This window comes from Pseudomonas sp. MIL9 (assembly GCF_016887925.1).
Lineage (GTDB): Bacteria > Pseudomonadota > Gammaproteobacteria > Pseudomonadales > Pseudomonadaceae > Aquipseudomonas > Aquipseudomonas mohnii.
This window is the reverse complement of the sequence record NZ_JAFEHE010000026.1, coordinates 34,371-57,650: the sequence shown is the minus strand read 5'-3', so window position 1 is coordinate 57,650 and position 23,280 is coordinate 34,371. Positions and strand designations below refer to the sequence as shown.

Annotated in this window: 26 protein-coding genes; 11 read left to right on the top strand and 15 right to left on the bottom strand. The window is 59.4% G+C overall.

Annotation, left to right across the window (positions count from 1 at the left end; all coding sequences use genetic code 11):
* Positions 1 to 32 precede the first annotated feature (32 nt).
* The 4 genes from JQF37_RS25350 to JQF37_RS25335 all read left to right on the top strand — a co-directional run bounded on the left by JQF37_RS25350 (position 33) and on the right by JQF37_RS25335 (position 2,158).
* The gene (locus tag JQF37_RS25350) at positions 33 to 269 is read left to right on the top strand and encodes a glutaredoxin family protein (RefSeq protein ID WP_130210435.1); all 237 of its coding nucleotides are present in this window, start codon (positions 33 to 35) and stop codon (positions 267 to 269) included.
* 170 nt (positions 270 to 439) lie between these two features.
* The gene (locus tag JQF37_RS25345; protein WP_047527238.1) at positions 440 to 757 is read left to right on the top strand and encodes a hypothetical protein; all 318 of its coding nucleotides are present in this window, start codon (positions 440 to 442) and stop codon (positions 755 to 757) included.
* A 70-nt stretch (positions 758 to 827) separates the two neighbouring features.
* Positions 828 to 1,718 carry a pseudouridine synthase gene (locus JQF37_RS25340; RefSeq protein WP_130210433.1) on the top strand — a complete coding sequence of 297 codons (891 nt, stop codon included), beginning with the start codon at positions 828 to 830 and terminating at the stop codon, positions 1,716 to 1,718.
* A gap of 161 nt (positions 1,719 to 1,879) precedes the next feature.
* On the top strand, positions 1,880 to 2,158 hold the full coding sequence (locus JQF37_RS25335; protein WP_130210431.1) for a hypothetical protein: 279 nt from the start codon (positions 1,880 to 1,882) through the stop codon (positions 2,156 to 2,158).
* Between the two features lie 95 nt (positions 2,159 to 2,253).
* Here JQF37_RS25335 and JQF37_RS25330 read toward each other — a convergent pair whose 3' ends face one another.
* Positions 2,254 to 2,475 (bottom strand): YgdI/YgdR family lipoprotein, encoded by a 222-nt coding sequence (locus JQF37_RS25330; protein WP_047527245.1) that lies wholly within the window; start codon positions 2,473 to 2,475, stop codon positions 2,254 to 2,256.
* Positions 2,476 to 2,552: 77 nt separating this feature from the next.
* Positions 2,553 to 3,152, bottom strand: coding sequence for a molybdenum cofactor guanylyltransferase MobA (gene mobA, locus JQF37_RS25325; protein WP_130210429.1), 600 nt, complete (start codon positions 3,150 to 3,152; stop codon positions 2,553 to 2,555).
* Between the two features lie 90 nt (positions 3,153 to 3,242).
* On the opposite strand from mobA, the gene moaB reads away from it, so the two are divergent.
* Together moaB and glp are read left to right on the top strand one after the other, a co-directional pair.
* Positions 3,243 to 3,782: a molybdenum cofactor biosynthesis protein B gene (gene moaB, locus JQF37_RS25320; RefSeq protein ID WP_047527249.1), complete on the top strand. Its 540-nt coding sequence runs from the start codon at positions 3,243 to 3,245 to the stop codon at positions 3,780 to 3,782.
* Positions 3,766 to 4,992 (top strand): gephyrin-like molybdotransferase Glp, encoded by a 1,227-nt coding sequence (gene glp / locus JQF37_RS25315; protein WP_130210427.1) that lies wholly within the window; start codon positions 3,766 to 3,768, stop codon positions 4,990 to 4,992. The genes moaB and glp overlap by 17 nt, the downstream gene beginning before the upstream one ends.
* Before the next feature lie 64 nt (positions 4,993 to 5,056).
* On the opposite strand, the gene JQF37_RS25310 is transcribed toward glp, so the two are convergent.
* On the bottom strand, positions 5,057 to 5,368 hold the full coding sequence (locus JQF37_RS25310; protein WP_130210425.1) for a hypothetical protein: 312 nt from the start codon (positions 5,366 to 5,368) through the stop codon (positions 5,057 to 5,059).
* A 227-nt stretch (positions 5,369 to 5,595) separates the two neighbouring features.
* Between JQF37_RS25310 and yegS the strand changes: the two genes are divergently transcribed.
* Entirely contained in the window at positions 5,596 to 6,507 is a 912-nt protein-coding gene (yegS, locus tag JQF37_RS25305; RefSeq protein ID WP_130210423.1) for a lipid kinase YegS, read from the top strand.
* Here the strand turns inward: yegS and JQF37_RS25300 are convergent.
* The 3 genes from JQF37_RS25300 to JQF37_RS25290 form a co-directional block, all read right to left on the bottom strand.
* The gene (locus JQF37_RS25300; protein ID WP_130210421.1) at positions 6,491 to 7,150 is read right to left on the bottom strand and encodes a response regulator transcription factor; all 660 of its coding nucleotides are present in this window, start codon (positions 7,148 to 7,150) and stop codon (positions 6,491 to 6,493) included. The two genes, yegS and JQF37_RS25300, sit on opposite strands and share 17 nt — an antisense overlap.
* Entirely contained in the window at positions 7,147 to 8,040 is an 894-nt protein-coding gene (locus JQF37_RS25295) for a sensor histidine kinase (protein WP_130210439.1), read from the bottom strand. Before JQF37_RS25295 ends, JQF37_RS25300 begins: the two co-directional genes overlap by 4 nt.
* 492 nt (positions 8,041 to 8,532) lie before the next feature.
* On the bottom strand, positions 8,533 to 9,000 hold the full coding sequence (locus tag JQF37_RS25290; protein ID WP_130210419.1) for a hypothetical protein: 468 nt from the start codon (positions 8,998 to 9,000) through the stop codon (positions 8,533 to 8,535).
* Between the two features lie 462 nt (positions 9,001 to 9,462).
* Between JQF37_RS25290 and JQF37_RS25285 the strand changes: the two genes are divergently transcribed.
* Positions 9,463 to 10,398, top strand: coding sequence for a chemotaxis protein CheV (locus JQF37_RS25285; protein ID WP_130210417.1), 936 nt, complete (start codon positions 9,463 to 9,465; stop codon positions 10,396 to 10,398).
* A 141-nt stretch (positions 10,399 to 10,539) separates the two neighbouring features.
* The gene (locus JQF37_RS25280; RefSeq protein WP_130210415.1) at positions 10,540 to 11,346 is read left to right on the top strand and encodes an MOSC domain-containing protein; all 807 of its coding nucleotides are present in this window, start codon (positions 10,540 to 10,542) and stop codon (positions 11,344 to 11,346) included.
* 68 nt (positions 11,347 to 11,414) lie between these two features.
* Here the strand turns inward: JQF37_RS25280 and JQF37_RS25275 are convergent, their stop codons facing one another.
* The 8 genes from JQF37_RS25275 to JQF37_RS25240 all read right to left on the bottom strand — a co-directional run bounded on the left by JQF37_RS25275 (position 11,415) and on the right by JQF37_RS25240 (position 20,739).
* Positions 11,415 to 11,699, bottom strand: coding sequence for a pyrimidine/purine nucleoside phosphorylase (locus tag JQF37_RS25275; RefSeq protein WP_130210413.1), 285 nt, complete (start codon positions 11,697 to 11,699; stop codon positions 11,415 to 11,417).
* Positions 11,700 to 11,768: 69 nt separating this feature from the next.
* Complete coding sequence (locus JQF37_RS25270; protein ID WP_130210411.1) at positions 11,769 to 12,311, bottom strand: exonuclease domain-containing protein; 543 nt, start codon at positions 12,309 to 12,311, stop codon at positions 11,769 to 11,771.
* 71 nt (positions 12,312 to 12,382) lie between these two features.
* Positions 12,383 to 14,344: an acetyl/propionyl/methylcrotonyl-CoA carboxylase subunit alpha gene (locus JQF37_RS25265; protein ID WP_130210409.1), complete on the bottom strand. Its 1,962-nt coding sequence runs from the start codon at positions 14,342 to 14,344 to the stop codon at positions 12,383 to 12,385.
* Between the two features lie 116 nt (positions 14,345 to 14,460).
* Positions 14,461 to 15,258, bottom strand: coding sequence for an enoyl-CoA hydratase-related protein (locus JQF37_RS25260; RefSeq protein WP_130210407.1), 798 nt, complete (start codon positions 15,256 to 15,258; stop codon positions 14,461 to 14,463).
* On the bottom strand, positions 15,255 to 16,412 hold the full coding sequence (gene atuD / locus JQF37_RS25255) for a citronellyl-CoA dehydrogenase (RefSeq protein ID WP_130210405.1): 1,158 nt from the start codon (positions 16,410 to 16,412) through the stop codon (positions 15,255 to 15,257). Before atuD ends, JQF37_RS25260 begins: the two co-directional genes overlap by 4 nt.
* A 22-nt stretch (positions 16,413 to 16,434) precedes the next feature.
* Complete coding sequence (gene atuC / locus JQF37_RS25250) at positions 16,435 to 18,051, bottom strand: geranyl-CoA carboxylase subunit beta (RefSeq protein WP_130210403.1); 1,617 nt, start codon at positions 18,049 to 18,051, stop codon at positions 16,435 to 16,437.
* A gap of 3 nt (positions 18,052 to 18,054) precedes the next feature.
* Positions 18,055 to 18,924, bottom strand: coding sequence for an SDR family oxidoreductase (locus JQF37_RS25245; protein WP_130210401.1), 870 nt, complete (start codon positions 18,922 to 18,924; stop codon positions 18,055 to 18,057).
* 12 nt (positions 18,925 to 18,936) lie between these two features.
* Positions 18,937 to 20,739: an acyclic terpene utilization AtuA family protein gene (locus JQF37_RS25240; protein WP_204149781.1), complete on the bottom strand. Its 1,803-nt coding sequence runs from the start codon at positions 20,737 to 20,739 to the stop codon at positions 18,937 to 18,939.
* A 163-nt stretch (positions 20,740 to 20,902) separates the two neighbouring features.
* On the opposite strand from JQF37_RS25240, the gene JQF37_RS25235 reads away from it, so the two are divergent.
* Together JQF37_RS25235 and JQF37_RS25230 are read left to right on the top strand one after the other, a co-directional pair.
* Entirely contained in the window at positions 20,903 to 21,526 is a 624-nt protein-coding gene (locus JQF37_RS25235; RefSeq protein ID WP_130210397.1) for a TetR/AcrR family transcriptional regulator, read from the top strand.
* Positions 21,527 to 21,617: 91 nt separating this feature from the next.
* Complete coding sequence (locus tag JQF37_RS25230; RefSeq protein ID WP_189340470.1) at positions 21,618 to 22,448, top strand: transporter substrate-binding domain-containing protein; 831 nt, start codon at positions 21,618 to 21,620, stop codon at positions 22,446 to 22,448.
* Between the two features lie 141 nt (positions 22,449 to 22,589).
* Here JQF37_RS25230 and kdpE read toward each other — a convergent pair whose 3' ends face one another.
* Entirely contained in the window at positions 22,590 to 23,279 is a 690-nt protein-coding gene (gene kdpE, locus JQF37_RS25225; RefSeq protein ID WP_130210393.1) for a two-component system response regulator KdpE, read from the bottom strand.
* Position 23,280 lies beyond the last annotated feature (1 nt).

Here is a 23,280-nt window from a genome sequence, read left to right as displayed (position 1 = left end):
AATAAGCACTTAATTTTTTAGGTTGAGCGCTCATGCTTCCTGAATGTCAGTTGTTCGGCACCCTCGGGTGCCATCTCTGTGAAGTGGCCGAAGCCATGCTGATGGAATTTGTTGAGCGCGGCTTGCTGGTGGAACTGGTGGATATCGCTGAAGACGAAACCTGGTTCGAAGCCTACAGTCTGCGGATTCCTGTTTTACGGCGGGTCGATAACGGCGCGGAGCTAGGCTGGCCGTTCAGTGCCGATGAGGTGGTGGCGTTCCTGCGATAAACGTTTTTTGCGATGGCCTGTTCCCGCCTGTCGATCTTCGCGAATGATCCCCTTGGCTTAATCAATGCGATTCGGATACTGTATGTGCATACAGTTATCCGGATTGCCGACCTTGTCACCCCTGACTTCAGGGTTTGAGCAGGCGAGCCCGGGCGTGAGAGGGATAAATCGTGGTCAATGTCGAACAATTGAAAAGCAGCGTGAACCGGATGTCGGTGGACGTAGTACGCGAAGCGGTTCTCGAACTGCGTCTTGATGGTCTGGTGACGGAAGGCAAAACCCCCTTCAACAAGCTGCATTTCAATACCTGTTTCGCAGAAATCGAAGCCTTGTTTCAGCGCGCCGGCTATCACCGGCAACTGGACGTCGTGGGCTACCAGGGTTTGTTGTATGCGCTTTATGACCCGGCGCGCTGGGAAGCGGTCGATGTGCTGCGCTGGCTCAAGGAGTACACAGAAGCCGCGGCGCGCAAGCAGATTCCTGCTTGAGAATCTCTTCTAGGCTCACTCCTGTCTCTGTCGGATAATGCCGCCCTGCATTGAGGGTTAGAGCTTTCGTATGTCCACTTCAACTTTTTCGGCTGCACACCACCAGGCAAGCACGCTCTATTTGCCCCCTGGCCCGTGGCAGACCGTGCTCGACTGCCTGTGCGAGCACTTCAGTGCCATCGGGCGTGAACAATGGCTGGATCGAATTGCCCGCGGCCGCGTCCTCGACGGCCAAGGTGCGCCCATCACCGTTGATCTGCCTTACAGGGAAGGCCTGAAAATTCACTATTTCCGCGAAATACCGGACGAAAAAACGATCCCGGTGGTCGAGTCGATCTTGTACGCGGATGAGCATCTGGTCGTGGCAGACAAGCCGCATTTTCTGCCCGTGACTCCGGCGGGGGAGTATGTGGAGCAGACCTTGCTCAGACGGCTGATTCGTCGCCTGGATAACCCGCACCTGGTGCCCTTGCATCGAATTGACCGGCATACCGCGGGGCTTGTGTTGTTTTCTGCCAACCCGCAGAGCCGATCGGCGTATCAGTCGTTGTTTCCTGCGCGGCAGATCGAGAAACGGTATGAGGCCATTGCCGGGGCATTGCCTGATCTCTCATTTCCCTTGGTGCACAAGAGCCGTCTTGTCGATGGCGAGCCTTTTTTCCGCATGCAGGAAGGGCCGGGCGCCAGCAATACCGAGACAGCCGTCGAGGTCAGGGAGAAAAACGGGGATCTCTGGCGTTATGGACTTTACCCGGTGACAGGCAAGAAGCATCAGCTGCGGGTACACATGACGGCGCTGGGTGCGAGCATTTGCAATGATCCGTTTTATCCCCGGGTGCTCAAGGATGTCGAGGATGACTATGCCAATCCTTTGAAGCTGCTGGCCCAAGGACTGAAATTTGTCGATCCGGTCACGGGGCAGGAACGAGAGTTTGAGAGCGCCATTACCCTTCAATGGTGATGAGCCAGGGCGTTTTATTTAGCCATGCCTGCAAAAAATATCGAATTTAAGGGCCGCTCTACAGTCAGTTGATAAGGCCTCGCGATCGTGGCTTTCAACGACCTCGGCACAGCAGCCGGATCGCCCGGTAACACCGAGACCTTTCGTGCAAGGAGACACCCATGAAACGTACCGCTTTCGCTGGAATATTCATTTGCGCTGCAATGTTGGCCTCTCCTGCATTCGCCGCAGACAACAATCTCTGCACCGCCAAGCTTCAGGAGCTCAAGGACAAAGTCACGAGCCTGCCAGCCACCTCTGAAAACACCACCATGGAAGTCAGGCGGTTGTTGGCCAGTGCCGAAGCGTCCAAGCGCGCCGGGGATGACACGAAATGCGTTACCGAAGCTACGCAAGCCCTGTCACGCGCGGATAAGCTGAGCAACGAGCCGAATCCGTAATCGCGTCAATCCGGTTTGGCTTCATGATTCTGATGCAGACAAAAAAATGCCCCGACAAATCGGGGCATTCTTGTATCCAGTGTCCGCTGCGCAAATTACAACTCTTTAACGGTGCGAACCTGATCCTTATTGATGCGGGTCTGTTTGCCATCCAGTTGTTCGAATTCGTAGAAGCCCGAATCCTTGTCATAGTGTGGCGTGTCGACGGCCTGGATTTCGCGACCGTCGTTCAAGGTGATCACTGCGGGCGACGCGCAACCGGCCAGGGTAGCGAGACCCAGTGCGAGCATGAAAGTGGCCAGGATCCGTTGAGTCATGGGTGTATCTCCGAAAATGAATTCTTTTGGTTACTGAGCTTGAGACGTATGCAGATCGTGCAAGTTCCTTGATAGGTTCAGTCTGACACAGTGTTGTGCGCGCTTAACAGTTCCGGTGTGTTGAGATTGGCCAGGCGTGGATCATTATCAGGGCACTGCAATGCGGTAGCCCCCAGTTTGCGCATGAGTCGGCCCGGGCTGCGCTCGCCGTCGTTCCAGGCGCTTTCGAAGTCAGCGCGAAGTGCCACGGGAATGACGCACAGAAGAGGTTCCCAATGATCGCCATGGCGCAGCATCAACGGCTTGTCGGGATGCTGGTTGGCGGTTACGCGCATGCTGTTGAGCAGCGCGGCATCGATGCGCGGAACATCACACGGCAAGACCAGCAGATGTGTATGGCGAGCGGCTTTCAATCCCGCACGAATGCCGGCCAACGGCCCGGGAAAGTCACCTTCGTCGTCATGCACCAGTTGGTCGGCATAAGGCGCGTATTTTTCCGGGTTCCGGTTGCAGGAGATGATCAGGTCATCGCTCAGTGGCCGTGTCTTGCGATGCAGATGTGCAATCAGCGGTTCACCGTGCCAGTCCAGCAACCCTTTGTCCTGCCCTCCCATGCGCTGGCCGCGACCGCCTGCCAGGAGCAGAATGGAGCAGGGCGGCAGCTGATTCGAAGTCATGGCAGTTCTCCATCAGACATGGGAGGGCGGCGAAAAAATGAGGCGCTGTGATATAACACCGGGCTGTTTCTCCTACAACTGGACGAGCCTATGAAAGCCAAGGCTGATGTACCTTTCGCGCCGCTCAACATTGCGGTGCTGACTGTCAGCGATACCCGTACCCTGGAAACCGATACCTCAGGCCAGGTCTTCGTCGACCGCTTGACGGCTGCCGGCCATAACCTGGCCTCCCGGGTATTGCTTAAAGATGACCTCTACAAAATTCGCGCGCAAGTCGCCAACTGGATTGCCGATGATGTGGTGCAGGTCGTGCTGATCACCGGCGGCACCGGTTTTACCGGTCGCGACAGCACCCCGGAAGCGGTGAGCTGCCTGCTCGATAAACAAGTCGATGGGTTCGGTGAGTTGTTCCGGCAGATTTCGGTGGCGGACATCGGCACCTCCACTGTTCAGTCCCGCGCCCTGGCCGGTCTGGCGAACGGGACGCTGGTCTGCTGCCTGCCAGGCTCGACCAATGCGGTGCGCACCGGTTGGGATGGCATTCTTTCCGAACAACTGGACTCGCGCCATCGCCCCTGTAATTTCGTGGCTCATTTGAAACAGGCGGCACCCTGTGAATCCCGTGGGTAAACCGGGCAAGACCGGCAGCCTGATGCCGGTCGAGGTGGCGCTGGCACGCCTGCTGGAATTGGCCGACAACTCGCGGATTCATGAGCGTGAACGCTTGCCGTTGGCGCAGGTTCAGGGCCGTGTGCTGGCGGACGATTTGGTGTCGACCCTCGATTTGCCCCCTTGGCCCAACAGCGCCATGGACGGTTATGCCTTGCGCCTGGCTGACTGGACGGGGGAGCCGTTGGTTGTCAGTCAGAAGATATTTGCCGGGCAGGCACCCGAGCCATTGCAGCCGGGTACCTGTGCCAGGATCTTTACGGGTGCCCCTGTACCGGCGGGTGCTGACTGCGTCGAGATGCAGGAAAACGCGGTCATCCAGGCGAATGAGCGAGTACATTTCACCGAAACCATGACCCTTGGGCAAAACATTCGTCCACAAGGCCAGGAAACCACCATCGGTGAACTGATTTTGCCGGCGGGGACTCGTCTGGGGCCGATCGAGCAAGGCCTGGCAGCTTCGCTGGGGTGTGCCGAGCTGGACGTGATTCGCAAAGTTCGTGTTGCGGTTCTTTCCACCGGGGACGAATTGATTGAACCCGGGCAGCCGCTGGGGCCTGGCCAGATCTATAACAGCAACCGTGTGCTGCTCTGCAGTTGGTTACAGCGTTTGGGTTGCGAAGTGATCGATGCTGGCATTCTGCCGGATGACCTGACCACCACGCGCGCGCGCCTTGGCGAGTTGAAGGATGTCGATCTGATTCTCTCGACGGGGGGCGTATCGGTAGGTGAGGCGGACTTTTTGGGCATTGCCTTGCGGGAAGAGGGAGAGTTGGCATTATGGAAACTCGCCATCAAACCCGGTAAACCACTGACATTCGGGCACTTCCGTGGCGTTCCGGTCATTGGCTTGCCCGGCAATCCGGCATCGACCCTGGTGACCTTTGCCTTGCTGACACGGCCCTATCTCCTGCGTCGTCAGGGGGTAAAAGAAGTCGAGCCGTTGAAAGTGCAGGTACAGGCGGGATTTGACTGGCTCAAAGCCGGCAATCGACGCGAGTATTTGCGCGGTCACCTGGAGAATGGTCGGGCGATCATCTATAGGAACCAGAGTTCCGGGGTGTTGCGCAGCGCCGCCTGGGCCGATGGACTGGTTGAGGTGCTCGAGGATCGTACGCTTGTCGCAGGTGACAGTGTGTACTTCATACCGTTGAGCGAAGTCCTGGGCTGACCCGGTGAACAATCTTCGCCTTACAAGCCCGGTTGATCGAACCGGGTTTTGCGTTGATGAGGCTTTAATTCGCCAGAAGCAGTGTCACGAGCTGCTCGAAACGACTATTGGCGATCCAGCCGAGAAGCCCGAGGACTACGGCTGTTCCGCCAGCTGAATAGGCGAGTCGGTGCTTGATGGATTTGACGTCACTGCGAATGTCTTCCATGTCCCTTCGGATGGACTTGAGGCGTGTTTCCAGTTCAGTGACGCGAGGTTCCATATCAACTTCTCCGTTGGATTTCATGCTGTTTTTGATTTCAGCCGGCTGGTTGGCCTGTTTCTCTGCGAGTGGTGCGACCGGAAACACCGATAGGCTGAAGTGATGGCTCTGCATGGCACGTCCTTGTGTTTATGCTGCTGATCGCTAAAAACCGAAGGCACCAAAGTGGACCAATCACACTTTCTGGTCAATTGAGCCGATTCCTCACGTTTTGTAAGAAAAATCCCGCTACATAGGGCTCAAGTCGACTCGACTGGAAATAATTCAATGTCCTGCGACTTTTATCGGTAGCGTCGCGGTCAACATCTCCCATAGGCCAATCAATCCCGGGAGTGACAACGATGAGCGAACGCAAGGCGCTGTTGATATTGCATGGTAAACAGGCGCTCAACGAGGCAGTGCGTGCTGCCGTCGAAAGCAAGCGTGAGCAGGGTTGGGAACTGGCTGTCCGGGTGACCTGGGAGGCCGGTGACGCGCAGCGGCTGGTGAATGAAGCACTGACCGCCGGCTACCGGCGAATCGTTGCTGGCGGTGGCGATGGCACGTTGCGTGATATTGCCGAGGCCATGGCGGCGCATTCGACCGAGGCCAGTCTGGTGCTGATGCCTCTGGGAACCGCCAATGATTTTGCCCGCGCCGCCGGTATTCCTCTGGAGCCGGATCAGGCACTGGAACTTCTGGAGCGTGCGCCCAGCGCCATCGATCTGGGGGACGTGGGCGGGCAAGTGTTCCTGAACATGGCCACGGGCGGTTTCGGCAGCCAGGTCACCGCCAATACCTCGGAGGAGCTGAAAAAAGTCCTCGGTGGCGCTGCGTATCTCTTCACGGGCCTGTCACGTTTCAGTGAGTTGCACGCGGCTTATGGCGAGTTGCACGGGCCGGATTTTCACTGGAGTGGCGAGCTGTTGGCGTTGGGCATCGGGAATGGCCGGCAGGCGGGAGGCGGCCATGTGTTATGTCCACAAGCGCTGGCGGACGACGGTCTGCTCGATATCAGCATTTTGCCGGCACCGCAGGAACTGGTGGGCACCTTGAAGAACCTGCTGGCCGATGGCTTTGGTATCGACAATATGTTCGTGCGGGCACGCCTGCCATGGGTCGAGATCAAGGCCTCTGAAGGCCTCTACATCAACCTCGATGGCGAGCCGCTGGAAGGTGACAGCCTGCGATTCTCGGCTCGACCGGGGGCGTTACGGGTGCATTTGCCCGAACATTCGCCGTTGTTGGGCGCCAGCGTTAATCGTCCAGGCTGATGATCTGCTCGCGCACGGCGAATAAAACAAGGCCTGCCACATCGAAGATCTGCAAGCGTTTCATGATCTGCGAGCGATGGGTTTCGACAGTCTTGACGCTCAGGCCCAGGCCGTTGGCGATTTCCCGGGTGGATTTTCCTCGAACAATCAAACGAAGGATTTCCAGCTGACGGGGCGTCAGGTTGTGCGAGTCAGCGGATTCCGTCTGGTTTTTCTGGGTTCGGGTCAGCGCCTGGTTGATAACCGTATGGGCGATGGCCGGGCTCAGGTAACGTTCGTTGTTTCGCAACGCCTCCAGCGCCTGTTCCAGTTCAGTGGCTGTGGTGTCCTTGAGCAGGTAGCCATGGGCGCCCGATTCCAGCGCCTGCATGATCAGTGCCGGGTCGGTGTGCATCGACAGGATCAGCACCTTGGCCTGAGGGCGTATACGCTTGAGCTGCTGCAAGGCTTCAACGCCGCCGATTTGCTTCATGGAAATGTCCAGCAGTACGATATCCGGGGACAGATGCTCGACCATCGCGAGCAATTGCGAGCCGTCATCGGCCTCGCCAATGACCGCGTAGCCAGGAAGGTCGAGCACCAGGGCGCGTACGCCAGCCCTGATCAGCGAGTGGTCATCCACCAGAAGTAAGTTACAAGTCAATGTATAACCTTTTTCGTACTGGCCCGTTCGAGCGCGCGAGGTGCCCAAGGGAAGAGAGCTTCGATTTGAGTGCCTTTGCCCGGTTCGCTGGTCACGGTCAGCGTGCCACCCAACTGAGCGATCCGTTCCGACATCCCGGCCATACCGCGTTGCCCCTCGCGACCGGGATCTGTAGCCGGCGCAAACCCCAGGCCGTCGTCACTGATCAGCAGCGACAGGCCTTGCGGCAAGCGCTGGAGGCAGACCAGAAGGTTTTTTGCTTCGGCATGCCGCAGTATGTTGGTGATCGCTTCCTGAGTGATTCGAAAAGCGGCCACTGCCATCTCTTCCGGGATGCCCGTCAGGCGTTGATGGCATTCGAGGCTCCAGTGTACCGACGTATTGGTCAGCGTCTTGAGTAAATGCGCACGCAGGCTGGCTTCCAGCCCAAGGCTGGTCAGTTGTCGGGGATTGAGGATGGCCGATACATCGCGAACTTTGGTCAGGGTTTCGTCCAGCGTATCGCAGAGCACCGAGCATTGTCCCTGCAGGTCTTCCGGCATCCGGCGCCTGAGCCAGTCACTTTGAAGCTTTGCTGCCGTCAGCAACTGACCGATGTCGTCATGCAGTTCCCGGCTCAGTCGATGACGCTCGTTTTCCTGAACCTGCAACAAGCGGTCGGCCAACTCCTGAGGCTGAAATTTGATCGACTTGCGCGACAGGTGATACTGCATCCAGACGCAGCCCAGTGCCGCTATGTTGAGCACCAGCAAACCTGGTGGCAGATACGCGGACAGGCTGTAGATCAGCAGATTGCCGAGCGTCGAGGCGGCGCACAGAGCAAGGGTGAACCGACTTGCATTTTCTCTGGAAGGTGGCCACTTGGCGATGGACTTGAGGCTGGCGTGCATAGCGGATGGAGCCAATGGATGTTCGCTGCGGGCAGACCGGTCATGCAAGCTGACGGGTCTATGTTTTTTAGTATCAGGCATCGACTTCAACGGGGCGTATTCTGACTAAGAATCCAGTCTGGAACTTGATCGGATTACGACCGTCTGCAATCACGGTGCCATTACTTGACGCAAACTATTGGGCGGCATAATAACACTTAAGATACCGTTGGTCGCGTACGCGATAGATGTCCTTGGAGTCAGGAAACACGAGTCCAAACCCTGGCTCCAGCCAGCAAAAAGGAGGCTGTTTCGTCGGCGCAGGGGGTGCCGTTTGTCTATAGGTTTTTGTCATTTAATATCAGGCAAAACCCTAGGCTGTCGGCTGTCGAGGAGATTAGTTATTTGTTGGGGGTTGTCGCTTAAATATGCAATAGCCAGTTGCGATGTGTGTTTGCTCAAGTTGCTGAGTCGTCATTGGGGAAAAAAGAAATACGGGGCGTTCTGTCGTTCTTAAGTCTGTTCAGCATAGGAAATGATTGTGAAGGGTTTGGAATTAACCGGTGGCCGAAACTGACTTTGTCCAACCTGACAGGCAAACGCTTCAATCAGGGTGGTCTGTTCACTCTCATCAAGGCTGAGCTGGCCGGTTTTCTGGTCGATGAGTTCGAGTTGCCAGGCAATCAGTGTCAGGCAGTCTTTCAGCGCGCTCAGGGCCTCGTCATGCAGGTCCATATGATTCTGCGCATGATTCAGCAAGCCGTGTATGTGTAAGGAGAATTCCGAAACAGCGGCCAGCGCCAGGGCATCGGCCTTGTTGGCCAGCTTGAGGAGGGTACTGAGCATGCAGTCGATCGCGTCCTTGTCATTGCTGATCAGTTGCAAATGACTCAGGCATTCCTCGGTCTTGGCCAGGAGTGTTTCAGCTTCGACGATAAATTCAGGGATCCGCTGTGCCCATTCATTGCGATTGTTCGGCATGCTTATCTCCACAACGTCATGACTAATGAGGGGATGTCGCGCGTGTCGATCAGGACGGACAGCGTCCCGACGTAACCGTTTGGTCGTGGGATCGCGCTACAGCCGGCTGGAGTGCGGGCAGTAGTAATAGAAAGGGTGGCTGGCCACTTACCTGCAATCGCACACACAAGCCTGACTCCATTCATGCAATGAGAATGGCGTGACATTAATGGCTATTGGATATTGCGAATATCAGGTTTTACCTGATTGATGCTAGGGGAATCCCTTACGCAAAGGAACCGAACGCGAAAGCTGTGGTCGCGTTGCAGGAGTGTAGCAGATGGAATCACAACGCCAGTAAAGCATGATGTTAATGTGACATCAATGCCTGTGCGTGGCATTTTGCAAGGGGTCAAGCTCCGGCAAAAACAGCCGATAACCCTCTATTAGTGAATTCATCAGAACAAGCCCAGGAGTCATTGAATGGCCGGCATTCTCGATACGGTAGACCAACGTACGCAACTGGTGGGTGAGAATCGCCTGGAAATTCTCATGTTCCGGCTGGCCGGACGGCAATTGTTTGCGATCAACGTCTTTAAAGTGCAGGAAGTCCTGCAACTGCCGAAGCTGACCCTGATGCCTCAGCGTCACCCGTTCGTTTGTGGCGTGGTCAACCTGCGTGGCCAGACCCTGCCGGTGATTGACCTGTCCCAGGCCATCGGCATGCGTCCACTGGTGCCGGGCCCGAACAGCACGATCATCGTCACCGAGTACAACCGTTCGGTACAGGCATTCCTGGTGGGTGGTGTGGACCGTATCGTCAATATGAACTGGGAAGCCATTCTGCCGCCGCCGACCAGCGCCGGTCGTCAGCATTACCTGACCGCCATCAGCAAGGTCGACGATCAGTTGGTGGAAATCATCGACGTTGAAAAAGTCCTGGCGGAAATCGTCCCGTACAACGCCAAGGTATCCCGCGACAAACTCGACGATCCGGTGCTGGAGCGTGCCCGTGGTCGTGAAGTGTTGCTGGTGGATGACTCGAATGTGGCCCTGGCGCAATTGCGTGACACGCTCGGGCAGTTGGGCGTGAAGATGCACATTGCCAGCGATGGCTTGAAGGCGCTGAACATGCTCAAGGGCTGGGCCGATACCGGCGTCAACATGACCGACAAACTGCTGATGGTTTTCACCGATGCGGAAATGCCGGAAATGGACGGCTATCGCCTGACCACCGAGATCCGCAACGATCCACGTCTGCGGGGCCTGTATGTGGTGCTGCACACCTCTTTGTCCGGCAGCTTCAACGACTCCATGGTCAAGAAGGTTGGCTGCGATAATTTCCTCTCCAAGTTCCAGCCCGATAAACTCGTCGACGTGGTGCGTCAGCGCCTGATGCTCGACGCCGTGCCGGCCTGACCACGCCCGGAAATAACGTGTAGGAGCCGGCTGAGTCTGTGAAGTCGCTTTCTCCGGCGAGCCGCTCCCACTGTTTTTTGGCCTTTGATTCAGCGATCAAGCTCGTATAGGGTGGCGTTTTTACCTCCCAGGGAGCTGGTCATGTTGCGTCTGAGCGCGCTTTATCGTTATCCGTTGAAATCCGGCAAGGGTGAGCCTTTGCAGCAGGTCAGCCTCGACAAACTGGGGCTGGACGGAGATCGACGCTGGATGCTGGTCGATGAGGCCAGCGGGCGCTTTTTGACCCAGCGTGCGGTGGCGCAGATGAGCCAACTGTCAGCGCTGTGGAATGCTGAAGGCGGCTTGACCCTCAACGCCCCCGGTCACCCACCGATCGATATCGCCTTGCCCGCAAGCGACGCCGAACTGCGTGGCGTCACCATCTGGCGCGACACCCTGCGTGTGCCCGATGCCGGCGACGAGGCGGGCGCTTGGGTCAGCCAATTCATTGGCAAGCCGACCCGTCTGGTACAAGTGCCATTGGAGCGTGCGCGCATGACCGAGGCCGGTTATGGCAAGGACGACGATCAGGTGGCGTTTGCCGATGGGTATCCGCTGCTGCTGATCGGCCAGGCATCGCTGGAAGACCTGTCGCAAAAAGTCGGACGTGAGCTGGAAATGCTGCGTTTTCGGCCGAATCTGGTGATCGAAGGCAGCGAGGCGTATGCCGAGGATAGCTGGAAGCGCATTCGCATCGGCGATGTCGAGTTCCGGGTGGTCAAGTCGTGCGCGCGTTGCATTTTGACCACCATCGATCCGCAGACCGGCGAGCGCAGCGCAGATCGCGAACCCCTGGCCTCCCTGCAGAAGTACCGGTCCGAAGCCGATGGCGCGATGTTCGGCCAGAATCTGGTCAATGACGGCAATGGCCGGCTGCAAGTCGGTATGCCGGTGACCATCCTCGAGTAACGGCGCTCAATAAAAAATGCCCGTGTCCTTGGACACGGGCATTTTTTTGTTGCTGTGAAACCCGGGGGTTAGCCGCGGTATTCGCACAGGTAAGCGGTGGCGACGGCCACTTTCACCTTGAACTTGCTATTGGCCGGAACGTTGAACTGTTCGCCGGCGTTGAAAGTTTCCCATTCGGTGCTATCCGGCAGTTGAATGGTCAACGCGCCGGACACCACGTGCATGATTTCACGCTGGCTGGTACCGAAGTCGTAGTCACCCGGAGCCATGACACCGATGGTCGCCTGACCTTCAACGTTGTCAAAGGCGATCGACTTGACGTTGCCGTCGAAGTACTCGTTGACTTTAAACATGGGCGATTCCTCGAAAAGGGCTAAAAAGGGCCGGCCAGTATGCACAACGCCCAACGCCGAGTCACCTCTCTAAAGGGGAAGAACCAGTGGCAGCAGCCGTGCGGTATTGCGCGCATCTTCCAGCGCCCGGTGTTGCTGGCCGGTGAACTGCAAACCCGCCAGTTGCAGGGCACCATTGAGCCCCAGCGGGCGCTCCAGGCGTCGGACCTTGGCAAAACGCTGCTTGAGGTTCATGTGTTGCACCTTGGCCAGTGCACTGTCGATGTGCAGGCGCTGCCATTCCTGAAGCAGCTGTTTGCGATCGTAATCGCCCCAACTGGCCCAGCCTTCAAGGTGCGTGCGATGTTGGCCGAGCCAACGCTCGAACGATTCCCATACCTCGTCCAATGGCTGCGCGGCATCGATATTGGCCTGGGTTATGTGGGTCAGTTCCCGGCAAAACGATGTCAGTAACGGACGCCGTCCCGGTTTGACGAAGCGCTGGAAGTGATCCAGCTCCCGGCCCTTGCGGTCCACCAGGGTGGCGCCGATTTCGATGATTTCCATTTCCGTGATGGGCCAGCCACCTTCATCGGTGGTGGCTTCCAGATCAATGACCAGCCAGTGAGGCATTGCAGGGTTCCTGGTATCCGCGTCCTGATAGGGCTTGAGCGTAGCCAAACCCGGCGGATCCGCCTAGCGGCTTATTCGACCTCCAACAGAATCTGCCGGTTTTTCACCTGATCGCCCACCTGCACCTGCAAGCGCTTGAGGACGCCGTCGATGCCCGACTTGAGCGGATGCTCCATCTTCATGGCCTCCAGCACCACCAGCAATTGGCCTTTGCTCACCGGGCTGCCTTCACGGACCAGCACATCGACGATCGCGCCGTCCATCGGTGCCTTGAGGGTGCCGGAACTGACGCTGGCCAGACTGCTGACCAGCGCCTGGGTCCGGTCTGTCAGGCTCAGACTGCCCGGACGGGTGAACAGGCACAGTTGCCGCGCCTCCAGCCGGTAGGCATGGCGCTTGCGGATGCCGTCGATTTCCAACGTGGCCCAGCGCCCGTCGCACTCGATGATGTTCAGATCCAGGCTGCGGGTCGCGATCTGAATCCGGTAGGCCTTGCCCGGCATAGCCTTCAGCTCCACCGACCACGTCTGATCCTCCAAACCCAGAGAATACTGGAGCGGCACACTGGCGTTGTTGCGCCAACCGGCCAGCGGGGCGCGATGCGATTGAGCAGAGGCCTGATAGAACAGCGCCGCGGCAATCGCCAGTTCCTCGGCGCTGGGGACATGTGGGTGCAGGCAGGAATGGTCGGCGAAATGCTGCGCGATGAACCCGGTGCTGAATTCGCCGCTGATGAATTGTGGATGATCCAGCAGGCTGGCGAGCAAACGCTGATTGCTCTGCACTCCCAGCAGCACGGTGTCCTGCACCGCTCGCAGTAACTTGCGCCGGGCTTCCTCGCGGGTGGTGCCATGGGCGATGATCTTGCCCAGCATGGGGTCATAGAAAGGGCTGATCTGCTGGCCTTCGATCAGGCCATGGTCGATCCGCACGGCATGTTGCGCTGCAGGTTCCCAAGCCTCGACGTGCCCGGTTTGCGGTAGAAATCCCTGGGCCGGATCTTCGGCATACAGTCGTACTTCCATGGCGTGGCCGTTGAGTTGCACCTGCTCTTGACGCAGCGGCAACGGCTGTCCCTCGGCGATATTTAGTTGCCAGGCCACCAGATCAAGCCCGGTGATCAGCTCCGTCACCGGATGCTCCACCTGCAGCCGCGTGTTCATTTCCAGAAAGTAAAACTGTCCACGCGCATCCAGCAGAAATTCCACCGTACCGGCACCGACGTAATTCACCGCGCGTCCCGCCTTGAGCGCCGCTTCGCCCATGGCCTGGCGCAACTCGGCGGTCATGACCGGGCACGGGGCTTCCTCGATGACCTTCTGATGTCGGCGCTGGATCGAACAATCCCGTTCGCCCAGGTAGATCAGGTTGCCGTGCTGGTCGCCGAACAGTTGAACCTCGACATGCCGTGGTTCGATCAGGGCCTGTTCGAGGATCAGTTCGTCGTTGCCAAAACCGTGCAGGGCTTCGGAGCGCGCGGTGCGAAGCTGCTCCGGCAAGTCGCTGGCCGCGTGTACCAGGCGCATGCCGCGTCCGCCACCGCCGGCACTGGCCTTGATCATCAGCGGATAGCCGATGCGTTCGGCTTCGCGGCTCAGGGTCGCATCGTCCTGTTCGGCACCTTGATAGCCTTTGATGCACGGCACACCGGCCTCGAGCATGGCGATCTTCGACAGGCGTTTGCTGCCCATCAACTCAATCGCCTCGGGGCTGGGGCCGATGAAGATGATGCCAGCGTGCTGACAGGCGAGGGCGAAGCCGGCGTTTTCCGAGAGAAAGCCATAGCCGGGATGGATCGCATCCGCGCCGGTGCGCCGGGCGGCCTCGATGATTGCCGGGATGTTCAGATAAGACTGTTGCACCGTAGCCGGGCCGATGTTCACCGCTTCATCGGCCATCTTCACGTGCAGCGCATCGGCGTCGGCATCGCTGAACACGGCGACGGTGCGGTAGCCCAGGGCCTGGGCAGTACGCTGGATGCGGCAGACGATTTCACCGCGGTTGGCGATGAGAATTTTCTTGAGTGCGGGCATGGGTTTTTCCCTTGGTTTTGCGGTGAAAGTGCTGGCCTCTTCGCTGGCAAGCCAGCTCCCACAGGGTTGTGTGTGGCACAAATCCACCGTGGGAGCTGGCTTGCCAGCGATGTTTTTCAGGAGGCCCACCCCGGTTTACGCTTCTGCACAAAGGCCATCGTTCCCTCGATACCTTCGGCCCCGGTCACCGCCTCGCTGAACCACTGCGCGGCTTCGTTCAGCAGCTCATCCGAGGGTTGTGGAGCACTTGCCAGCAACAGCTTTTTCGTCGCCGCATTCGCTCTCGGCGCACAACACAGCACATGGGCCAGCACCTCATCCAGGCGTTCGGCCAGTGCTTGTGGATCGTGCTCGACAAAATGCACCAGTCCCATCCGTCGCGCCTGGGTCCCATCGAATCGCGCCGCCGTCAGGGCCAGTCGCCGGGCCTGGGTCAAACCGATGCGCTGGACCACGAACGGCGCGATCTGCGCCGGCAGCAGGCCAAGGCTGGTTTCCGGCAGGCCGAACTGCGCCTGATGATCGGCCAGGGCGATGTCACTGACACAGGCCAGACCGAAACCGCCGCCCAGCACGGCGCCCTGCAGCACGGTGATCACCACTTGCGGCGCGTGTTGCACCTCTTGCAGAAGGGCACCGAACAATCGGTTCAAGTCGCGGTGAGCGTCGGGACCCTGGGCGCGGGCATTGGCCATGTCCTTGATGTCGCCGCCGGAGCAAAAGTGTCCGCCAGCACCGCCAATGACCAGGGCGCGGGTCGTCCGGTCATCGCGCACCGCCGCCAGCACCGCGCGCAGTTCGCTGACCATCTGCAAGCTCATGGCGTTGCGGCTGTCCGGGCGATTGAGGGTGATGTGCAGCACGCCGTTATGCGGTTCGAGCAGCAAGGTCTGGCAATCCGGCAAGGTGCTCATTTCTTTTTCCCCGGCAGGATGCCCATGAGTTTGCAGATGATCCCCAGCATGATTTCGTCGGCCCCGCCGCCGATCGACACCAGCCGTACATCGCGGTAGGCGCGGGCCACCGGGTTGTCCCACATGAAGCCCATGCCGCCCCAGTATTGCAGGCAGCTGTCGCTGACTTCGCGGCCCAGCCGGCCGGCCTTGAGCTTGGCCATGGACGCCAGGCGAGTGACGTCATGCCCCTTGATGTATTGCTCGGTGGCCTGATAGACCAGCGCTCGCAGGCATTCGATTTCGGTTTGCAATTCGGCCAGGCGGAAGTGAATGACCTGGTTGTCGATCAATGCACTGCCGAAGGTCTTGCGCTCCTTGCAGTACTCGATCGTGCTGTCGACGCAGTACTCCAGCCCCTTGATCATGTTCGCCGCGCCGAACAGGCGTTCCTCCTGGAACTGCAGCATCTGCATCATGAACCCCGCACCTTCATGGCCGATGCGGTTGCGTTGCGGCACGCGCACGTTGTCGAAAAACACCTGGGCGGTTTCCGAGCTGCGCATGCCGAGTTTGTCCAGGTGCGAGCTGAGGCTGATCCCCGGCGTGTCCATCGGCACCATGATCAGCGATTTGTTGATGTGCGGTTTGTCGTCCGACGTGTTGGCCAGCAAACAGATGAAATCGGCACACGGCGAATTGGTGATCCACATCTTGCTGCCGTTGATCACGTAATCGTCGCCGTCCTTGCGCGCGGTGGTCTTCAACCCGGCCACGTCGGAACCGGCACCGACTTCGGAGACGCCGATGCAGCCGACTTGCTCGCCGCTGATGGCCGGACGGAGGAATTCATCGCGCAATTCATCGGAGCCGAAACGCGCCAGGGCCGGGGTGCACATGTCGGTCTGCACGCCGATGGACATCGGGATACCGCCACAATGAATGGTGCCGAATTCTTCGGCGGCGACGATCGAGTAGCTGTAGTCCAGGCCCATGCCGCCGAATTTTTCCGGCTTGGAAATCCCCAGCAGGCCAAGGTCGCCAGCCTTGCGGAAGATCTCGTGGATCGGAAAGCGTCCGGCCTTTTCCCACTCTTCGACGTGGGGATTGATTTCGTTGTCGACGAATTGGCGGACGGTGCGGCGCAGGGCTTCGTGTTCCTGGGTGAAGATCATTCTTGTTGTTCTCCTGATCGCCCTAGAAGCGGGCTACACCAAAACTGTTGGACTGCAGCGGCCGTACCTCGGCCTCGTGACAGATATCCAGCAAGTAACCGAGCAAGGTCCGGGTTTCGCGCGGATCGATCAGGCCGTCATCCCATAGGTTGGCGCTGCCGTAGAGCGCCGTGGACTGACTGTCGAGTTTCTGCGCGGTGACCTGTTCCAGCATGTCGAGCATTTTCGGATCGGGCACCAGACCGTCCTTGGCCTGTTTGGCCTCAGTGACGATACGCAGCACTTTGCCGGCCTGGGCGCCGCCCATCACCGCCGTTCGGCTATTGGGCCAGGCGAAGATGAAGCGCGGGTCGAGCCCACGGCCGCACATCGCATAGTTGCCGGCACCATAGGAACCGCCAACGACGATCGTCAGTTTCGGTACCCGGGCGTTGGCCACCGCTTGAATCATCTTGGCGCCATGCTTGATCACGCCTTGCTGTTCCGATTCGGTGCCGACCATGAATCCCGTGGTGTTATGAAAAAACAGCAGCGGCGTCTGGCTCTGGTCGCACAGCTGGATGAACTGCGCAGCCTTGCTCGCGCCCTGGGGCGTGATCGGGCCGTTGTTACCGATGAAGCCGCAGGCGCGGCCCTGGATTTTCAGTTGGCCGCAGACGGTTTGCCGGTCGAACTCGCCCTTGAACTCGAGGAAGTTCGAACCATCGGCGATGCGGGCGATGATCTCGCGGACGTCGTAGGGCTTTTTCGGATCATCCGGGATCAGACCGAGCAATTCATCGATGGGGTAGAGCGGTTCTTCCCAGTGACGTTCCGGTAGCGCAGGCAACCGGTCATTCCACGGCAACAGGCTGACGATTTCGCGCACCTGACGCACACCGTCGGCATCGTTTTCAGCCAGGTATTCGGCGGTGCCGGCCACTTGCGCGTGCATCTCGGCGCCGCCCAGCGCTTCGTCGGTCGCCACTTCACCGGTCGCCGCCTTGAGCAGCGGTGGGCCGGCGAGAAACAGCTTGGCCTTGCCTCGCACCACCACCACGTAATCCGACAATCCGGGTTGATAAGCACCGCCCGCCGTCGCCGAACCATGCACCACCGTGATTTGCGGCAGGCCCATGGCCGACATCCGCGCCTGATTGGCAAAGCTGCGCGCGCCTTCGACGAAAATGTCCGCCGCGTAGTTGAGGTTGGCGCCCCCGCTTTCGGCGAGGGTGATCACCGGCAGTTTGTTTTCCATGGCGATCTGTTGCAGGCGCAGGGACTTTTTCAAACCGCTGGGGGAAATGGTTCCGCCCTTGATCGCACTGTTGTTCGCCACCACCAGGGTGCGCACGCCGGACACGTAACCGATGCCAGCGATCAGGCCGCCACCGGCCGAGCTGCCATCCTTGTCGTCGTGCAGTTTGTAACCGGCCAGGCTCGCCAGTTCGAGGAACGGCGCGCCGGGGTCCAGCAGCAGATTGAGGCGTTCGCGGGGCAGCAATTGTCCGCGCTTGTCGAACTTGGGCTTGGCCTCGGCCGCCTTGTTCAACAGGTTCTGCTCGAGTTCGCGGACCTGCTCGATCCCCACCAGCATGGCCGCGCGATTGCGGGCGAACTGTTCGCTGTGGGGATCGAGTTGCGACTGAATCACCGGCATGGGTTATTCCTTGTCCTTGAGCACGTCTGGAAGGTACGCACGGTGAAAGCCGTTGTACGACTCACTGTTGGTCGCCTTGTGAATCGGCCATGCGCGGCCACCGAGGCTCGCGGCGCCATCGATGCGCAGGGTACTGCCACTGATGAACGCCGCCGCCGGGCTGAGCAGGAAAACGATGGCCGCGCTGACCTCCGACTCGGTGCCGATCCGCTTGAGCGGCACGTGTTCGCGCAAGGTCGGGATCACCGCCTTGAACGCGCCTTCATAGGTGTCCATGCCACTGGACGCGATCCAGCCCGGCGCCACGGCGTTGACCCGCACCCCGGCGTAACCCCACTCGAACGCCGCGGTCTTGGTCAGGTTGTCCATGCCGGAACGCGCGGCGCCCGAGTGGCCCATACCCGGCATGCCGCCCCACATGTCGGCGAGCATGTTGACGATGGCGCCGCCGTGCTTGCTCATGGACTGGTTGAACACTTCCCGGGCCATCAGGAAACCGCCGACCAGATTGGTGCGCATCACCGTTTCGAACCCCTTCTGATTGATCGACGCCAAGGGCGACGGGTACTGCCCGCCGGCATTGTTGACCAGACCGTGGATCGGGCCGTGCTTGCGGATCAGTTCGCCAACCAGGTGCGTCACCGCGTCTTCCTCGCGAATATCGCAGGTGCTCCAGTCGGCCCTGCCGCCGTCTTCGGCAATTTCGGCAGCGACGGCTTTCAACTTGTCGGCCTTGCGTCCGACCAGCAGCACGTGCGCGCCGAGGGCGGCCAGTTCATGGGCGGTGCAACGGCCAATGCCACTGCCGCCACCGGTGACGATGACGGTAAAACCTGCAAACAAATCGGCTTTGAAAATCGAATCGTAGGCCATGGCGGCAGCCCTCTAGTTGACCTGGTCGGCGATGCGCTGAGGCACCGGAATCTGGATTTCCAGCAGTTGCTGGGCGAACGCCTTGCCTTGTGGGTCGATCCGCAGGCTGGCGACACCGCCGCCCCCGAGGGCGTTTTCCAGGAGGAAGTTCAGGCTGTGGGAGGCGGGTAGATACCAGCGCTCGACACGGCCGTGGATCGGGTCCAGCACATGGCTCATCCAGTCGACGAGCACCGCCGGGGTCAAGGCTTCGGCGATCCAGGGCAGGTACTCGGGGTCGCGGGCCATCACGCCGATGTTGCTGTGGTTGCCCTTGTCGCCCGAACGGGCCACCGCCAGTTTGACCAGCGCCACGCTGGCGTCGGCCAGGCCCGCGGGTTTGGGGGGCTCGAACGGCGCGGGCAAGTCGGCGCTGTCGAGCAGATCGACGGCGGGCAGGGCGCACGGATGGCGCTGGCCCATGAGATCAATTTCCAGCGTGCAGGCGTTTTTGTCGATCAGGAACGAGAACAGGCGGATCAGCGGATACACGGTGGGGCGGCCGCCGACAATCCCGGTCAGCCCCGGCGCCATGCCGGTGGCAGCCTGGGCTATTTCCCGGGAGAACACGATCAATGCCTGTTTATTCGGGTGACGCACGGCGAGTTTGATCACCACTTCGCGGCTGTCGTGACGCTGGCCGTGGGGGCCGTAAGTGGCCTCGCTGCCGAGCAGTTCGATGTTGACCTCGCTATAGGGCGCCCAGCCGCGCTGGCTGAAGATCTCCGAGGTCTTGTTGATGATCGCTTCGCTGACCCGCCGAGCCTTGTCGACCGCATCGATGCCGGCGATCAGGCAACTGGCGGTGCAGCGAAAACCATCCGGGTAGGTGGCGCTGACTTTGTATTGATCGGTCGGCGGCAATCCCTTCGCGCCGTGCACCTGCACCGCGTTTTTGCCTTGCTGCACGAGTTTGACCCGGGTGAAATCGCAGACCACGTCGGGCAGCAGATAGGCCCTCGGGTCGCCGATTTCATAAAGCATTTGCTCGCCCACCGTCAGCGGGGTGACCAGCCCACCAGAGCCTTCGGGTTTGCTGACGATGAACTGGCTGTCGGCGCTGACTTCGACGATGGGAAATCCGATGTGTTCGTAGTCGGGCACGTCGCGCCAATCGGTGAAGTTGCCGCCGGTGCACTGGGCGCCGCATTCGATGATGTGGCCGGCCAAGGCCGCCTGGGCCAGCTTGTCGTAGTCATGCCACGACCAGCCGAACTCATGCACCAGGGCGGCGCTGACCACAGCGCTGTCGACCACGCGCCCGGTGATCACGATGTCCGCCCCCAGGCGCAGGGCTTCGACAATGCCCGGTGCGCCCAGGTAGGCGTTGGTCGAGACGCACAGGGGCGGCAGGGGCGCGCCGCTGAACATCTCATGGATGCCGCGAGAACCCAGCTGTTTGAACTGCGGTTGCAGGTCATCGCCCAGCAGGACGGCGATCTTCAGTGCGACGCCGGCCTTGTCGCACGCCGCTTGCAGCGCGGCGGCGCAGGCCTGTGGGTTGACCCCGCCGGCGTTGCTGATGACCCGGATCTTTTGTTCGCAGAGTTGGCTGAGCAGCGGACTGAGCACTTCGATGAAGTCGCTGGCATAGCCGGCCTGGGGATCTTTCATCCGTGCGCCGGCCATGATCGACAGGGTGATTTCCGCCAGGTAGTCGAAGACCAGATAGTCCAGGCGCCCAGCTTCCACCAGTTGCGCGGCGGCGGTCGAGGTGTCGCCCCAGAACGCGCTGGCGCAACCGATGCGGATCGTTTTTGGCGCAGTCAACTCCATAACCACCTCCGACAGAAGTGCCTCGAGACTACCAAGCAAGCGCTTGGTTTGTAAACGGCTAAAATAACTTCTGCCCGAGCGCTTGCTTGGTTGCGGGCAGCAGCTTAAATTGCCCGCGCAACCCCGCTGTTTTAGCGGTGATCTCGACTGTAGGAGAAAACGGGTGGACGAGCAAAAAGCCCTGAGGGTCATGCACGAACTGGTCGAAAACGGCCAATTGACCGATCCGGACAGTGCCCGCGGCAAGCTCCTGCAAGTGGCGGCTCACCTGTTTCGCAATAAAGGCTACGAACGCACCACGGTGCGCGACCTGGCCGGTGCCGTGGGCATTCAGTCAGGGAGCATTTTTCATCACTTCAAAAGCAAGGAAGAAATCCTGCGGGCGGTGATGGAGGAGACCATTCACTACAACACCGCGCTGATGCGTGCGGCCATTGCCGACGCCAGCAACGTGCGCGAGCGGGTGCTGGCGCTGATCCGTTGCGAATTGCAGTCGATCATGGGCGGCAGTGGCGAGGCCATGGCGGTGCTGGTCTACGAATGGCGCTCACTGTCCGAGGACGGGCAGGCCAAGGTCCTGGCGTTGCGCGATATTTACGAAGACATCTGGTTGCAGGTACTGGGGGAAGCGAAGAGTGCCGGTCTCATTCGCGGTGATGTGTTTGTCACGCGACGCTTTCTCACCGGGGCGCTGTCCTGGACCACCACCTGGTTTCGCGCCGGTGGCAGCATGAGCCTCGATCAACTGGCCGACGAGGCGCTGATTCTGGTGTTGAAGGAAAAATAATTAGATTGCATTGGCCGGCAGGAAACTGGCTAATTGGGTGAAACCGCCTAGCTTGAATGCATTGATGCAGCACTTTTGGGGAGTAGTTTTGATGTCTTCGCCAATTCGGACGGCTTCGCGGCTTTTGCTGATGGCGCTTGTTGCGTTATGGATACTGCCGTCCCAGGCTGCACAGTTGGTGCGTATCGGTGCGGCGCATTTTCCGCCCTACACCGTACGCCCGGAATCCGGTGCCGACACCGGTTTGCTGCCGCAATTGGTCGAGGCGCTCAACGCCCTGCAAAGTGACTATCAGTTCGTCCTGGTACCCACTTCCATTCCCCGGCGTTTCGGCGATTTCAAACAAGGCCGGGTCGATATGGCGATCTTCGAAAACCCCGACTGGGGCTGGAAGGACATCCCCCACACCAGCGTCGACATGGGCCTGGAAGACGCCGAGATTTTTGTCGCGCAACGCCAGCGTGAAGGTCAGCCAGTGCGCCAGCAAAACTACTTTGCCGACCTGACGGGCAAGCGTCTGGCGATGTTCAGCGGCTATCACTACGAATTTGCCGGCTTCAATGCCGATCCCAAATTCCTCGCGCAGAACTACAACGCAACGCTGACGTATTCCCATGACAGCAACTTGCTGATGGTGCTGCGCGGGCGCGCCGACATCGCCCTGGTCACGCGCTCCTATCTCAGCGACTATTTTTTGCGCAACGACAAGGTGGCTGAACAATTTCTGGTCTCCGAGCGCGTCGATCAGGTCTATCACCATTACGCGATCCTGCGCCCGGCCTCGCCCATCAGCGGCGAGGCATTCGGCAAGTTGTTGCAAGGGCTGCGGGATAACGGTCAGATGCTGAGGATATTCGATCCGTACAAAATTGCGGTGTTGCCGGTCCCGGCGACACAGAGCGCGCCGCAGCTGGCGAATTGACTGACCTTGCTTGAATTTCACGCCCCGGAATGCGTTACATCGTTGAACAGCCACGCGAACGCTTTTCATATCGCCAGATAACGGCTTCGACGCGCCCGGTTACGTTTGGCCAAAAACTGCCAATATCCTCTATTTGCAGCATCAAGAAATAAAACGGTATCCAACACCGGTTTCGGTGATGAGGTGTCGTGGCTGGGAAGGGTCAGCCTCGACTTTCTTTCGCAGGCCACCCATGAATACTCGAAGGTAAGGCGTATCAGTGGTGTGCGATGGGCCCCATACCGCGTTGAGCAGTTGCTGGTGTGTCAGGACCCGGTTCGGATGCGAGCAAAGATGGACCAGCAGGCGGTATTCCAGTGGCGTCAGGTGTAACGGAGTGCCTGAGCGTTCCACGACGCGGCGTTCGACATCGATTCGCACGTCACCAAAGCACAGTACCGAGTTGTTTTCGGTATCTTTCACGTGTCGGCGTAACAATGCGCGAACGCGGGCGAGTAGTTCCCCGGTGCCAAAAGGCTTCACCAGATAATCGTCTGCACCAGTGTCCAGCGCCAGGATCTTGTCTGACTCAGCCCCCCGGGCCGATAACACAATAATGGGCACTGGCGACCAGCTCCTTACGTCCCGGATCAGGTCAATGCCGTCGCCGTCGGGAAGTCCGAGGTCGAGCACAATCAGGTCCGGATGGCGTGTTCCTGCGTCGATGAGGCCACGGTGAAAAGTATCGGCTTCATGAACTTCCAAGCCTTCAGCTTGCAAAGCCATACGCACGAAGCGGCGGATTTCCTTCTCGTCTTCGATAATCAAGACGTGCAGTGCCGACTCGGTCATG

Bases quoted from the DNA above. Each gene is read 5' to 3' on its own strand.
- JQF37_RS25350 (WP_130210435.1), top strand. From the start codon at position 33: ATGCTTCCTGAATGTCAGTTGTTCGGCACCCTCGGGTGCCATCTCTGT.
- JQF37_RS25340 (WP_130210433.1), top strand. From the start codon at position 828: ATGTCCACTTCAACTTTTTCGGCTGCACACCACCAGGCAAGCACGCTC.
- JQF37_RS25335 (WP_130210431.1), top strand. From the start codon at position 1,880: ATGAAACGTACCGCTTTCGCTGGAATATTCATTTGCGCTGCAATGTTG.
- JQF37_RS25330 (WP_047527245.1), bottom strand. From the start codon at position 2,475: ATGACTCAACGGATCCTGGCCACTTTCATGCTCGCACTGGGTCTCGCT.
- mobA (WP_130210429.1), bottom strand. From the start codon at position 3,152: ATGACTTCGAATCAGCTGCCGCCCTGCTCCATTCTGCTCCTGGCAGGC.
- moaB (WP_047527249.1), top strand. From the start codon at position 3,243: ATGAAAGCCAAGGCTGATGTACCTTTCGCGCCGCTCAACATTGCGGTG.
- JQF37_RS25310 (WP_130210425.1), bottom strand. From the start codon at position 5,368: ATGCAGAGCCATCACTTCAGCCTATCGGTGTTTCCGGTCGCACCACTC.
- yegS (WP_130210423.1), top strand. From the start codon at position 5,596: ATGAGCGAACGCAAGGCGCTGTTGATATTGCATGGTAAACAGGCGCTC.
- JQF37_RS25295 (WP_130210439.1), bottom strand. From the start codon at position 8,040: ATGCACGCCAGCCTCAAGTCCATCGCCAAGTGGCCACCTTCCAGAGAA.
- JQF37_RS25290 (WP_130210419.1), bottom strand. From the start codon at position 9,000: ATGCCGAACAATCGCAATGAATGGGCACAGCGGATCCCTGAATTTATC.
- JQF37_RS25285 (WP_130210417.1), top strand. From the start codon at position 9,463: ATGGCCGGCATTCTCGATACGGTAGACCAACGTACGCAACTGGTGGGT.
- JQF37_RS25280 (WP_130210415.1), top strand. From the start codon at position 10,540: ATGTTGCGTCTGAGCGCGCTTTATCGTTATCCGTTGAAATCCGGCAAG.
- JQF37_RS25275 (WP_130210413.1), bottom strand. From the start codon at position 11,699: ATGTTTAAAGTCAACGAGTACTTCGACGGCAACGTCAAGTCGATCGCC.
- JQF37_RS25270 (WP_130210411.1), bottom strand. From the start codon at position 12,311: ATGCCTCACTGGCTGGTCATTGATCTGGAAGCCACCACCGATGAAGGT.
- JQF37_RS25265 (WP_130210409.1), bottom strand. From the start codon at position 14,344: ATGCCCGCACTCAAGAAAATTCTCATCGCCAACCGCGGTGAAATCGTC.
- JQF37_RS25260 (WP_130210407.1), bottom strand. From the start codon at position 15,258: ATGAGCACCTTGCCGGATTGCCAGACCTTGCTGCTCGAACCGCATAAC.
- atuD (WP_130210405.1), bottom strand. From the start codon at position 16,412: ATGATCTTCACCCAGGAACACGAAGCCCTGCGCCGCACCGTCCGCCAA.
- atuC (WP_130210403.1), bottom strand. From the start codon at position 18,051: ATGCCGGTGATTCAGTCGCAACTCGATCCCCACAGCGAACAGTTCGCC.
- JQF37_RS25245 (WP_130210401.1), bottom strand. From the start codon at position 18,924: ATGGCCTACGATTCGATTTTCAAAGCCGATTTGTTTGCAGGTTTTACC.
- JQF37_RS25240 (WP_204149781.1), bottom strand. From the start codon at position 20,739: ATGGAGTTGACTGCGCCAAAAACGATCCGCATCGGTTGCGCCAGCGCG.
- JQF37_RS25230 (WP_189340470.1), top strand. From the start codon at position 21,618: ATGTCTTCGCCAATTCGGACGGCTTCGCGGCTTTTGCTGATGGCGCTT.
- kdpE (WP_130210393.1), bottom strand. From the start codon at position 23,279: ATGACCGAGTCGGCACTGCACGTCTTGATTATCGAAGACGAGAAGGAA.